Annotated in this window: 14 protein-coding genes; 6 read left to right on the top strand and 8 right to left on the bottom strand. The window is 73.1% G+C overall.

What is annotated here, in order from left to right; translation table 11 throughout:
* A partial coding sequence (locus ACBR40_RS46820) for a hypothetical protein (RefSeq protein ID WP_371252926.1) occupies positions 1–499 on the top strand: 499 nt, incomplete at its 5' end.
* A gap of 27 nt (positions 500–526) precedes the next feature.
* On the top strand, positions 527–1729 hold the full coding sequence (gene xseA / locus ACBR40_RS46815; RefSeq protein ID WP_344210765.1) for an exodeoxyribonuclease VII large subunit: 1203 nt from the start codon (positions 527–529) through the stop codon (positions 1727–1729).
* A 4-nt stretch (positions 1730–1733) separates the two neighbouring features.
* Here xseA and ACBR40_RS46810 read toward each other — a convergent pair whose 3' ends face one another.
* On the bottom strand, positions 1734–2333 hold the full coding sequence (locus ACBR40_RS46810; RefSeq protein ID WP_344210767.1) for a TetR/AcrR family transcriptional regulator: 600 nt from the start codon (positions 2331–2333) through the stop codon (positions 1734–1736).
* Between the two features lie 84 nt (positions 2334–2417).
* On the opposite strand from ACBR40_RS46810, the gene ACBR40_RS46805 reads away from it, so the two are divergent.
* Positions 2418–2831 (top strand): nitroreductase family deazaflavin-dependent oxidoreductase, encoded by a 414-nt coding sequence (locus ACBR40_RS46805; RefSeq protein WP_371252925.1) that lies wholly within the window; start codon positions 2418–2420, stop codon positions 2829–2831.
* 14 nt (positions 2832–2845) lie between these two features.
* On the opposite strand, the gene ACBR40_RS46800 is transcribed toward ACBR40_RS46805, so the two are convergent.
* Genes ACBR40_RS46800 through ACBR40_RS46790 form a run of 3 tightly spaced genes read right to left on the bottom strand, consistent with a single transcriptional unit; the run spans position 2846 to position 4276 of the window.
* Positions 2846–3082 carry an exodeoxyribonuclease VII small subunit gene (locus ACBR40_RS46800; protein ID WP_020545112.1) on the bottom strand — a complete coding sequence of 79 codons (237 nt, stop codon included), beginning with the start codon at positions 3080–3082 and terminating at the stop codon, positions 2846–2848.
* A 40-nt stretch (positions 3083–3122) separates the two neighbouring features.
* Entirely contained in the window at positions 3123–3656 is a 534-nt protein-coding gene (locus ACBR40_RS46795) for a DUF4245 domain-containing protein (protein ID WP_371252924.1), read from the bottom strand.
* A gap of 11 nt (positions 3657–3667) precedes the next feature.
* Positions 3668–4276: a TetR/AcrR family transcriptional regulator gene (locus ACBR40_RS46790; protein ID WP_364454833.1), complete on the bottom strand. Its 609-nt coding sequence runs from the start codon at positions 4274–4276 to the stop codon at positions 3668–3670.
* A gap of 220 nt (positions 4277–4496) precedes the next feature.
* On the opposite strand from ACBR40_RS46790, the gene glpX reads away from it, so the two are divergent.
* Complete coding sequence (gene glpX, locus ACBR40_RS46785) at positions 4497–5525, top strand: class II fructose-bisphosphatase (protein ID WP_364455770.1); 1029 nt, start codon at positions 4497–4499, stop codon at positions 5523–5525.
* An 82-nt stretch (positions 5526–5607) separates the two neighbouring features.
* Here the strand turns inward: glpX and ACBR40_RS46780 are convergent, their stop codons facing one another.
* On the bottom strand, positions 5608–6258 hold the full coding sequence (locus ACBR40_RS46780; RefSeq protein WP_344210776.1) for a DUF1707 domain-containing protein: 651 nt from the start codon (positions 6256–6258) through the stop codon (positions 5608–5610).
* 104 nt (positions 6259–6362) lie between these two features.
* Here ACBR40_RS46780 and ACBR40_RS46775 point away from each other — a divergent pair, with 104 nt between their 5' ends.
* Positions 6363–7049 carry a DUF998 domain-containing protein gene (locus tag ACBR40_RS46775; RefSeq protein ID WP_371252923.1) on the top strand — a complete coding sequence of 229 codons (687 nt, stop codon included), beginning with the start codon at positions 6363–6365 and terminating at the stop codon, positions 7047–7049.
* Here ACBR40_RS46775 and ACBR40_RS46770 read toward each other — a convergent pair.
* On the bottom strand, positions 7001–7603 hold the full coding sequence (locus tag ACBR40_RS46770; protein ID WP_344210780.1) for a TetR/AcrR family transcriptional regulator: 603 nt from the start codon (positions 7601–7603) through the stop codon (positions 7001–7003). The genes ACBR40_RS46775 and ACBR40_RS46770 overlap by 49 nt on opposite strands.
* A gap of 110 nt (positions 7604–7713) precedes the next feature.
* Between ACBR40_RS46770 and ACBR40_RS46765 the strand changes: the two genes are divergently transcribed.
* Positions 7714–8871 carry an MFS transporter gene (locus tag ACBR40_RS46765; protein ID WP_371252922.1) on the top strand — a complete coding sequence of 386 codons (1158 nt, stop codon included), beginning with the start codon at positions 7714–7716 and terminating at the stop codon, positions 8869–8871.
* On the opposite strand, the gene ACBR40_RS46760 is transcribed toward ACBR40_RS46765, so the two are convergent.
* Both ACBR40_RS46760 and ACBR40_RS46755 read right to left on the bottom strand, forming a co-directional pair.
* Positions 8872–9819 carry a Gfo/Idh/MocA family oxidoreductase gene (locus ACBR40_RS46760; protein WP_371252921.1) on the bottom strand — a complete coding sequence of 316 codons (948 nt, stop codon included), beginning with the start codon at positions 9817–9819 and terminating at the stop codon, positions 8872–8874.
* A gap of 31 nt (positions 9820–9850) precedes the next feature.
* Positions 9851–11060 (bottom strand): PLP-dependent aminotransferase family protein (locus ACBR40_RS46755; RefSeq protein ID WP_371252920.1); only part of this gene is annotated, 1210 nt, incomplete at its 5' end.

Raw genomic sequence — 11060 nt, 5'->3', positions numbered from 1 at the left:
GCCTGAGCCCGCCGCCAAGGTCCAGCCGGTCGCCGCTCCTGAGCCCGCCGTCGCGCCTGAGCCCGCGGCCAAGGTCGAGCCGGTCGCCGCGCCCGAGCCCGTCGCCGCCCCTGAGCCCACCGCCGCCTCTGAGCCCGTCGCCGCCCCTGAGCCTGCCGTCGCGCCTGAGCCCGCGGCCAAGGTCGAGCCGGTGTCCGTCGCCCCGGCCGAGCCCGCGGCCAACACCGCGGCCAACACCGTGGCCACCACCGTGGCCAACACCGTGGCCGAGCCCGAGGCCGCCGCTGAGGAGCCGGTCGTCGGGGTGCCCGCGGCCGGGCTCGTGGAGCCGCTTCCCGGCTACGGCGAGCTGACCGTCGCCTCCCTGCGCGCCCGCATGCGCGGCAAGACCCCGGCCCAGATCGGCGACTTCCTCGCCTACGAGCGCGCCACCCAGGACCGCCCCGAGGTAGTGCGCATGTACGAGAACCGCCTCATCAAGCTGCAGGCCGGCGAGTAGACCGCACCGAGCCCGTAGTCTTCCGCCATGACCTCGAAGACCACACCGGAGTCCCCACTGCCGATCCGCACGGTCCTGCAAATGGTGGGCGGCTGGATCGGCAGACTCGGCACGGTGTGGGTCGAGGGCCAGATCACCGATCTGAGCACGCGCGGCGGCACGGTGTTCCTGACCCTGCGCGACCCGGTCGCCAACGTCTCCGCCAGGGTCACCGCTCCCCGGGGCGTCTACGAGGCGGCCGTGCCCAGGCCGGCCGACGGGGCCCGGGTGGTGCTGCAGGTGAAGCCCGACTTCTGGGTCAACAAGGGCACGTTCGCCTTCACGGCGCTGGAGATCCGCCCGGTCGGCGTGGGCGAGCTGCTGGTACGGCTGGAGCGGCTGAGGCAGCTCCTGGCGGCCGAGGGGCTGTTCAACGCCGACAGGAAGCGGCGGCTGCCGTTCCTGCCCGGCACGATCGGCCTGATCTGCGGCCGTGAGTCGGCGGCCGAGCGCGACGTGCTGGAGAACGCCCGCCGGCGCTGGCCCGCCGTGCGCTTCAAGGTCGAAGAGGTGGCCGTCCAGGGCCCGTACGCGGTGGGCGAGGTCACCGAGGCGCTGCGCAAGCTGGACGCGGACGCCGAGATCGAGGTCATCGTGGTCGCCAGGGGCGGCGGCTCGCTGGAGGACCTGCTGCCGTTCTCCGACGAGACGCTGGTCCGCGCGGTGGCCGCGTGCCGCACCCCGGTGGTGAGCGCGATCGGTCACGAGCAGGACAGCCCGCTGCTCGACCTGGTGGCCGACGTACGCGCGTCGACGCCCACCGACGCCGCCAAGAAGGTCGTGCCCGACGTGGGCGAGCAGCTCGCGCTGGTCCGGCAGCTCCGCGACCGGGGCCGCCGGGTGGTGACGGGCTGGCTCGACCGGGAGATGTCGTGGCTGACGTCGGCGCGTTCGCGGCCCGCGCTCGCCGATCCGGTGCGCGAGCTGGAACGCCGCGCCGAGCAGGTGGAGGCGCTGCGCGAGCGGGCCAGGCGCTCGCTGACCGGCTCGCTGGACCGCGCCGGCGACGATCTGGTGCACCTGCGGGCCCGCCTGGTCGCGCTGTCGCCCGCGGCCACCCTGGAGCGCGGCTACGCCATCGTGCAGCATCCGTCGGGCGAGGTGGTCCGCCTGGCGAGGGACGTCCCGCCCGGCTCGTCCCTGACGGTCCGCCTGTCCGACGACCGCCTGTCGGTGCGCACCGAGGGGTGAGCGCTCAGGCGCGGAGTGCCGCCTCGGCGAGCGCGGCGAGGCCCGCCTTGATCTGCCCGACGCTCATGCCCCGCTCCTCCCGCTGGTACGCGATCAGCCCGGCGTTGACCGGCGCGAGCAGCGCGTCGGCGAGGTAGGCGGCGTCGGCGTCCGGCCTGGCCTGGCCGACGAGCGTGGCCAGGTGGATGTGGTGCACCCGGTAGGGCCCGCCGTACCAGGGCTTGCCGCCCTTCTCCAGCAGCAGGAACAGCTCCTGCTGCGCGAGGACCCGATCGACCAGCGCGTCGAGGAACGCCGCGATCCGCTCCTCCGCGGGCGCGCCCGGCCCGAGCGGCGGCGGCCCGGAGAAGAACTCCGTCTGGAAGCGCCGCTCCCGCTCGTCCATGAGCGCGAAGACGAGCCCGCTGCGGTCGCCGAAGCGCCGGTAGACGGTGCCGACGCCGACGCCCGCCATCTTGGCCACCTCGTCGAGCGAGAGGCCGGCGGCGCCGCGTTCGGCGATGATCCGGGCCGTCGCGTCGATGATCTTCTGCCGGTTGCGCGCGGCGTCGGCCCGTTCGGGTTGGGGCTGCCCGAGTACGGGCAGGGAGGGGCGACCGCGCATGGCCCGCAGCATACAGGTTGTAACCGGAGAGTTCTCCGGTTAGTCTTCCCAACCGGAGAACTCTCCGATTAAAAGGAGCCGAGGATGGCCAACGACTTCAACCAGCAGATCATCGACGAGTTCCGCGCCAACGGAGGGCGGGTCGGCGGCATGTTCGAGGGCTCGCCGCTGCTGCTGCTCACCACCACAGGCGCCCGGAGCGGCAGGCAGGTCACGACGCCGGTGATGTACCTGCCGGACGACGAGCGCTATGTGATCATCGCCTCGAACGCCGGCGCCGACACCCACCCGGCCTGGTACCACAACCTGCGGGCCCACCCGGTCGCCACCGTCGAGGTCGGCACGGAGACGTTCCAGGCCAAGGCCGTGCCTGTGGAGGGCGAGGAGCGCGACGAGCTCTACGCCCGCATGGTCGCCGTGGCCCCGGGCTTCGCCGACTACGAGCGCAAGACCAGCCGCCGCATCCCGGTGCTGGCACTGAACCCCGAGAGCGCCTGAAACCCGGGGAGCGCCTAGAAGGGCGTGTCGTCGCCGTGGCCGGGCTCGGCGCGCCGCGCCATGGCGGCGGCGAGCTTGACCCGGGCCCCCTGGAGCCACTCCTCGCAGACGGCCGCCAGCCGCTCGCCGCGCTCCCAGAGCTCGATCGACTGCTCCAGGGTGAGCCCGCCGGTCTCCAAGCGTCGTACGACCTCGGTCAGCTCCTCGCGGGCCTGCTCGTATGAGGGCGTCTTCTCGTCTGCTGCTGCCACGGGAACCACCCTAGACGAGCCGGGACGGGCCCCCGACGGGCTAGGACGTCTTGGGCCGCTGCTGGAGCAGGCCCGCCAGCTCGGCCAGCTCCGGCCAGTCGGCCGTGCCGGTGACCACGAGCGTCACGTCGGGCAGGGCGCGCACCAGCGTGCGCTGGTTCTTGTCCTCGCGGAAACGCCGCTCCCAGGTCTGCCCGCCGATCTCCTGCGTGCCGACGGCCTTGTCGGAGTTGGCCATGCGGTTGGCGAACTCGGCCGCGGGCTTCTCGTCGCTCTGGGCGAACATCGCGTGCTCGCGCTTGGCGGTCGCGTAGCCGAGGTAGAGGACCTGGGCGCCGTTCTGGCCCTTGGCGATGCGGTTGCTGTTGGGCACCCAGTCCGCGGGGTCCTGGCGCGGCGCCCACACCTGGTAGGGGACGTCGTGGGAGAAGTTGGCGACGGTGATGGAGTAGTCGCGCCGCGGGATGTGCTCGTCCCGGCCCTGCGGCGCGATCAGCACGAATGCCGCCGCACCCGCCAGGCAGATGAAGAGCGCTACCGCGTAGCCGTAGAAGCCGTCCGTGAACCGTCGCACATCCGCCGAGGTTACCCGCTGGAGGAGGCGGTCGCCGAAGCGGCCGGGCGGATCTGCCCGATGATCGCGAGGACCTCCTCGGCGAGCGCCCGGTCGCCGGTGCGTACGACCTCCGAGACCGCCGCCGCCAGCGCGCCCGTGATCACCACGACCAGCGCGGACTCGTCCTCGAACAGGGCCGCGTTGAGCTGCGCCCACTTGCGCAGCCGGTCGCGCATGACCACCTCGAAGCCGGGCGGACCGTCGCCGCGCAGGAACAGCGCGGCCAGCTCGCGCTCCTCCAGGCAGCCGGCGAGGTAGGCGCGGGCGGCGCTGACGAACACCCGCATGCGGTCGCTCTCGCCGGCGGCGCGGGCCTCCCTGGCCGCCTGCTTGGTGCGCTGCGACTGGCGGGCCTGCCACTCCTCGAAGAGCGTGAGGTAGAGGTCGGCCTTGCCGGAGAAGTGGTGGTAGAGACTGCCGACGCTGGCCTCCGCCCGGGACACCACGTCGGTCACGCCGGCTTCGGCGAAGCCCTTGGAGACGAAGATCTCCCTGGCCGCCGTGAGCAGCGCGCTGCGCGTCGCGGCCCCCCGCTCCGACGTGCGCGGCTGGGTCACGACGGGTTCCACTTCGCTCATACGCTCTCCTCCACGGCGCGACGCCCTGCTCCATGGTGAAGGCGAGATCCCTGCCGCGCACGTGAATGGCGCAAAATCCGTTCTCCGCCCCGCAGGCGCAGCTCGCAGCTTACCGACCGCGTACGACCGGGCCGAGAACCGAAGGCGGTACATCATCCGCCTCAAGCCGGGAAAAGTACGGCATCTACCATCGAGTGAGTCGTCTTCGAGGAGGCCAATGATGTCCGAGTCGGTCCCGGCGCCGCTCGCCACCAGCGAGCACGCCCCTGATCGCAACCTGGCGCTGGAGCTGGTCCGCGTCACCGAGGCCGCCGCCATGGCCGCCGCCCGCTGGGTCGGCAGAGGTGACAAGAACGGCGCCGACGGCGCGGCCGTGAACGCGATGCGCCAGCTCATCAACACCGTCTCCATGAACGGCGTGGTGGTCATCGGCGAGGGCGAGAAGGACCATGCGCCCATGCTGTTCAACGGCGAGCACGTCGGCGACGGCAGCGGCCCCGACTGCGACGTGGCCGTGGACCCGATCGACGGCACCCGGCTGACGGCGCTCGGCATGCCCGACGCGGTCTCGGTGATCGCGGTGAGCGAGCGCGGCTCGATGTACGACCCGTCGGCCGTGTTCTACATGGAGAAGCTGGTCACCGGCCCCGAGGCGGCCGACGTCGTGGACATCGACGCCCCTGTGTCGGCCAACATCCAGGCCGTGGCGCGGGCCAAGCACTGCTCGCCCTCCGACGTGACGGTGGTCGTGCTCGACCGGCCCCGGCACGAACGGCTGGTCAAGGAGATCAGGGAGACCGGGGCGCGGATCAAGTTCATCACCGACGGCGACGTGGCGGGCGCCATCATGGCGGCGCGCACCGGCACCGGCATCGACCTGATGCTCGGCATCGGCGGCACGCCGGAGGGCATCGTGGCGGCGTGCGCGCTCAAGTGCCTGGGGGGCGTGATCCAGGGCAAGCTGTGGCCGCGGGACGACGCCGAGCGGCAGCGGGCCATCGACGCCGGGCACGACCTCGGGCAGGTGCTCACCACCAACGACCTGGTCCGCTCCGACGACGTGTTCTTCGCCGCGACCGGCATCACCCAGGGCGAGCTCATGCAGGGCGTACGGTTCCGCGCCGGCGCGGCGATCACGCAGTCGCTGGTGATGCGCGGGCGGTCGGGGACCATCCGCAAGATCGAGAGCGAGCACCAGCTCTGGAAGCTGCGGGCCTACAGCGCGATCAACTTCGACACGGCCGGCTGAGCCTGCGGGTCCCTGGGAGGGTGGGCGGGCCGGCTGAGCCTGCGGGTCCCGAAGGAGGGCGGGGCAGGCTGAGAACCGAGGGTCAGCGGCGGCGTTTGCGGCGGGGTGGTTCCTTGACCTTGACCTCGCCCGCGAAGTTCGTCGTGCGGACCTCGACCACGGGCGCGCCGGGCTCGGTGGGCTGCTTGTTGAGCCGGACGGTCTTCCCCTTGGCGACCCTGATGACCTCGAGATCCTCGGGCACCTGGATCTCCAGCCCGCCGAAGACCAGCGTGGCGTTGATGACCACCCTGCTGTTCTGCAGGATGGCGTCACGCAGGTCCAGCTTGGTGGTGCCGAACATGGCCGTCACCGTGAGCTCGGCGGGCACCACCCAGCGCCCGCCCCGCCGTTCCTGCTTGAAGATGGCCGAGACCGGCCGGCCGTCGAGGTTGAGCGGCTGCTGGTCGGCGGGCAGCAGGTCGGCGGTGAGCCCGGCGAGGTCGCCCAGCGTGCGCGCCGAGTAGAGCACGCCGAGGCGTTCCTCCAGCTCCTCCAGCGTGATCCGGCCGTCGGCGTGGGCGTCCTGGAGCACCTGCGCGATGCGTTCGCGGTCGGCGTCGGAGGCCCGCAGCTCGGACGGCGCCGGCAGGCCGGCCGCGGCGGGCGGGCGCCGCGCGGAGACGAACTCCTCGGCCAGCCGCTCACCGACTTCCTGCAGCTTCGGCAACCAGGATCCCGCGCGTTCGTTCACATCTCCGACGATATCCCCCGCCGAGAGGTTTCGCTCGGCGCCATACGCCGGAATCATCACGCATTTCGCTCCGTTGATCTCGGCAAAGGCAGACGGAGGTGGGCGTGCATCGACCGGCACGATGGGGACTGGGCGCGGCCGGGGCGGGCGTGGTGCTGATCCTCGGTCTGGAGCTGACCAGTCTGGACGAGATCAACCCGATCAGGCGGACCATCAGCGAGCACGGCCTCGGTCCCGGCGGCTGGGTGTTCGGCCTCGGCGTGGGCCTGCTGGCGGCCGGTTCCGCGGCCATCGCCGTGTCGCTGGCCCGCAGGCGGCTGGCCGGGATCGTCGGCACGATCGCGCTGATGGGCTGGAGCGTGGGGCTGTTCCTGACGGCCTGGTTCGAGAAGCACGACTGGTCGGTGGGGCCGAGCATGAGCGGCAGCATCCACCGGGTGGGCAGCTTCGTGGCGTTCCTGTGCCTGCCGCTGGCGGCCGTGGTGATCGCCAGGCCCCGTTCGCGGGCGTGGCGGCGGGAGCGGTCGCGGGCCACGCCGGTCGCCTTCTGGCTCGGCGTCTGCTCGGTGCTGTGGGTCGCGGGCATCGGGACGATGATCTTCGTCGGGGCGCAGGACGGGCTGCCGTGGTACCGGGTGATGCCGCTCGGGCTCGTGGAGCGGGGGCTGGCGGTCACCGAGGTGGCCGCGCTGCTCGCCCTCGGCGTGTGGGCGGCGGCCGAGAAGCTCGACGCCGCCCCCTCTCAGCCGGAGCCCGCAGGGCGCAGCAGCGCGATGAGGTCGTCCACGTAACCCCTGAACACGGCGGTCATGTCCACCTGGTCGGGGTCGATGAGCCACTGCGTCTGGAGGCCGTCCATCATCGCGATCAGGCGGTCGGCGTGCGCCTCGGCGTCGATGCCCGGACGGAACTCGCCGCGTTCGACGCCCCTGCGCAGCGCCGCCGCGACCTGCGCGCGCAGCCGGCGGTAGCGCCGCCTGGCCCACTCGTGGCCGGGATGGCCGGGGGTCACGGCCTCGCCGCTGATCACCGAGAACAGTTGCACCAGGCCGGGCACCCTGGCGTTGTTGGCGACCACGTCCGCCAGGGCGCGCAGCGCGTCGATCCCGCCGGCGGCCTCGACGTCGAAGCGGCGTACGTCGAGCTCGTCGCGGTAGTCGAGCACCGCGAGGAGCAGGCGTTCCTTGCTGGTGAAGTGGTGGAGCAGGCCGGCCTGGGACAGCTCGACGCGCTCGGCCACGCGCGCCAGCGACGCGCCCCGGTAGCCGTGCTCGGCGAACTCCAGCAACGCGGCGGCCAGGATGCGCTCCTTGCGCGCCTCTCCCGCCGGGTAGCCCCGTCTCACGTCGGCACCCTATCCGCTGCTGATCTGCTTCTGGCGTGACCCCCTGGCGTGCGGCTAACCTGACTCCGCCTCACGTTTGATCTCCCCCCAATCAACATCAGGAGGCCGCCGTGCCGTCCCCGCGCGACCGCCAGGCCCGTGTGGCCACGTCCGCCGTCTTCGCCCTCCAAGGGCTGTCGTTCGCCTCGCTGCTGGTCCAGGTCGCGAACCTGCAGACCAAGCATGGCATCGACGACGGCACGCTGACGCTGCTGCTGCTCATCGTGCCGGTGTTCGCGGGCGTCGGCAGCATGGCGGCCGGCACGTACGCCGCCCGGCACGGCAGCAGACCCCTGCTGCGCGTCGCCCAACCGGCGGTCGCCGTCGCCGTGGTCCTCGCCGGGCTCGCGCCGAACGTGCCGCTGCTGATACCGGTGCTGCTGGTGTTCGGGGTGTCGGTCGGCGCCGTGGACGCGGGCATGAACATGCAGGGCGTCGCGGTCGAACGCCGCTACGGCGTCCAGGTGCTCAACGGGTTCCACTGCGTGTGGAGCGTGCTCAGCCTGGCCGGGGCGCTGTGGGCGTCGGCCGCCTCCGGGCTGCCGCTGCACTGGATCATGGCGATCCCCATGGTCGTCGTCGTGGCCGGCTCGCTCTACGCCGGGCCCCGCCTGTGCACGAAGGAGGAGGAGCAGCCGGAGAGCGAGGTCTCGCCGCTCGGCGGCTCGCTCCCGTGGCGGCCGCTCATCCCGCTCTGCCTGGCCATGGCCTTCCTCTACATCGGCGACGCCTCGGTCTCCAACTTCAACACCGTCCTGATGAAGAACGAACTGCACGCGAGCGCGAGCGTCATCCCGCTGGCGTACGCCGCCTACCAGGCCACGACGCTGGCCGTCCGGCTCGGCGGCGACGTGGCGGCCCGCCGCTGGGGGCCCGCCGCCATCGTCCGCATCGGCGCGGTGATCGCCACGGCCGGCTTCCTCGGCGTGGTGCTCGCGCAGAACCAGGTGCTCGGCATCGTCGCGTTCGGCCTGACCGGGGTGGGGCTCGCGGTCGTCGGGCCGCAGTCGTTCTCGGCGGCCGGCAAGCTCGACCCGGCGGGCACCGGCGTGGCCATCGCCCGGGTCAACCTGTTCAACTACATCGGCTTCATCCTCGGCGCGGCCATGATCGGCGGCATCGCGGAGGCGGCGAACTACCGGGTGGCGTACGCGGCGCCGCTGGTGCTGGCGGCCGCGATCTTCCTGCTGGCGCCCGCCTTCCAGCCCAAGGCCCCGGCCGCCGCGTGATCACAGGCCGGGGCGGGTGACCTCGGCCAGCTCGACGGGACGCCTCTCGCGCAGCGACAGGTCGGCGGCCTCGGCGACGTACAGGGCGGAGAGGGCGTCCAGGATGGTGCAGGGGTTCGGGGCGCCGGTCAGGAAGGCGTCGATCTCGCTGCGGTAGGCGTGCTCGAACCGGGTGACGAAGTCCGGCCAGGGCTCGTCGGGCTCCGGCAGGCCCTCGACGGTGCGGAGCGGCGCGCGCGGGCCGAGGCCCACCGCCTGCGTACGGCGGGTGCCGGCCAGCTCCATGCGCACGTCGTAGCCGGCGCCGTTGTAGCGGGAGCCCTGGAGGGTGGCGAGCGTGCCGTCGTCCAGCGTGAGCAGCGCCGTGCTGGTGTCGACGTCACCGGCCTCGGCGAAGAACGCGGCCCCCCGGTTGGCCCCGGACGCGAACACCGAGACCACCTCGCGGCCGGTCACCCAGCGCAGCGCGTCGAAGTCGTGGACGTGGCAGTCGCGGAAGATCCCGCCGGACAGCGGCAGGTACGACGCCGGCGGCGGCGCGGGATCGGCCGTCACCAGGTGGACGCGGTGCAGCTCGCCCAGCTCCCCCGCGCGCAGCGCCGCCCGCGCCGCCGCGTACCCGGGGTCGAACCTGCGCTGGAAGCCGATCTGCACCCGATGCCCCTCGGCCGCCTCCAGCACCTTCAGCGTCTCGGCCACCGTGCCGGCCGCAGGCTTCTCGCAGAAGACCGGGATGCCCCGCGCGCAGGCCCTGAGTATCAGCTCGGCGTGGGTGCTGGTGGGGGTGGCGATGACGACGGCGTCCACGTCGAACGGGTCGCCGGGCTCGCCGTGCGGCGTGCTGCGCACGGGGTCGGCGACGATCAACTCGTCCACCAGCGGATGCGCGGCCAGGGTGGCGGCGTGGAAGGCGCCGATCCGGCCGAGGCCCAGCAGTCCCACACGCATGACGGCTCCAGAGACACGACGTGCTTTCTTTCTAGGCGAGGTGTCCGCCTCGGTCAATTTTTTGTCCTGACATTCGGACCTTCAATCCGTGGGCGACCTCCGCCGCCTGGTGCGCGGGCAGCCGGGCGAACCCCACCACCACGGCGGGCGGGCCCGCGAACTCCCGCATCGGCCCCACCGCCTCGGCCGACAGCCCGAGCTCGCGGGCCGCGCGCACCACTTCCTGCTCGGTCCAGCCGTCCGGGAGCTCCAGGTACACGTGCAGCCCCGCCTCGATGCCCTTGACCCGCACCTGGGGCAGCTCCTCGGACAGCGCCGCCACCAGGGCGTCCCTGCGGCGGCGGTACTCCCTGCGCATGCGCCGCAGATGCCGGTCGTAGCCGCCGGTGCGCAGGAAGTGCGCGAGCGCGTACTGGTCGACGACCGGGGAGCCGAGGTCCAGCTCGCCGCGCGCCCGCCGGACCGCCTCGGCCAGCTCGGGCGGCGCGGCCACCCAGCCGAGCCGCAGCCCCGGGGCCAGCGCCTTGCTCACGCTGCCGGACAGGACCACCCGGTCCGGGGCGAGACCCTGGAGGCAGCCGACGGGGTCGCGGTCGAAACGGAACTCGGCGTCGTAGTCGTCCTCCAGGACGAACCGGTCGCCCGCGTGCGCCCACTCCACGAGCGCGGCGCGGCGCGACGGGGACAGGACCACGCCGGTCGGGAACTGGTGCGCGGGGGTGACCAGGGCCGCCTCGCCCGTCAGCCGCCGTACGTCCAGGCCCTCCTCGTCCACCGGCACCGGCACGAGCCGGGCGCCCGCGCGGCGCAGCAGCGGGACCTGGCCGAGGCTCGTCGGGTCCTCCACGGCGAGGCGCAGCTCGCGCTCCCGGCTCAGGACGTGCACCACCAGGCTGAGGCCCTGGGCGACGCCGCCGACGATGACCAGGTTCTCCGGGCGCACGTCGGCGGCCCGGACCCGGCGCAGGTAGCCGGCCAGCTCCTCGCGCAGCTCGGGCACACCGCCGGGGTCGCCGTAGTCGAGGGCGTCGGACGGCACGGTGGTCAGGACATGGCGTACGGCGGCGAGCCAGCGCTGCCGGGGGAAGTGGGCGAGGTCGGGCGAGGTGGGGCGATGCCCGTAGTAACTCCGGCGGGTGGCGGCGACGCCCGCGCCCGGGTCGCGCGGGACGGCGGCGGGCGGGGCGTCCCAGGCCAGGGCGGGCTGGGGCTTGTGCGGCGGAGCGGGTTGGAGGTTGTGG

Source organism: Nonomuraea sp. AD125B (genome assembly GCF_041402765.1).
GTDB lineage: Bacteria > Actinomycetota > Actinomycetes > Streptosporangiales > Streptosporangiaceae > Nonomuraea > Nonomuraea bangladeshensis.
Note: the sequence above shows the minus strand (reverse complement) of the source record. Positions and strands in the feature narration are given on the sequence as shown.

Excerpts from the sequence above, each read along its gene's own strand:
- xseA (WP_344210765.1), top strand. The coding sequence starts at position 527 with ATGACCTCGAAGACCACACCGGAGTCCCCACTGCCGATCCGCACGGTC.
- ACBR40_RS46810 (WP_344210767.1), bottom strand. The coding sequence starts at position 2,333 with ATGCGCGGTCGCCCCTCCCTGCCCGTACTCGGGCAGCCCCAACCCGAA.
- ACBR40_RS46805 (WP_371252925.1), top strand. The coding sequence starts at position 2,418 with ATGGCCAACGACTTCAACCAGCAGATCATCGACGAGTTCCGCGCCAAC.
- ACBR40_RS46790 (WP_364454833.1), bottom strand. The coding sequence starts at position 4,276 with ATGAGCGAAGTGGAACCCGTCGTGACCCAGCCGCGCACGTCGGAGCGG.
- glpX (WP_364455770.1), top strand. The coding sequence starts at position 4,497 with ATGTCCGAGTCGGTCCCGGCGCCGCTCGCCACCAGCGAGCACGCCCCT.
- ACBR40_RS46760 (WP_371252921.1), bottom strand. The coding sequence starts at position 9,819 with ATGCGTGTGGGACTGCTGGGCCTCGGCCGGATCGGCGCCTTCCACGCC.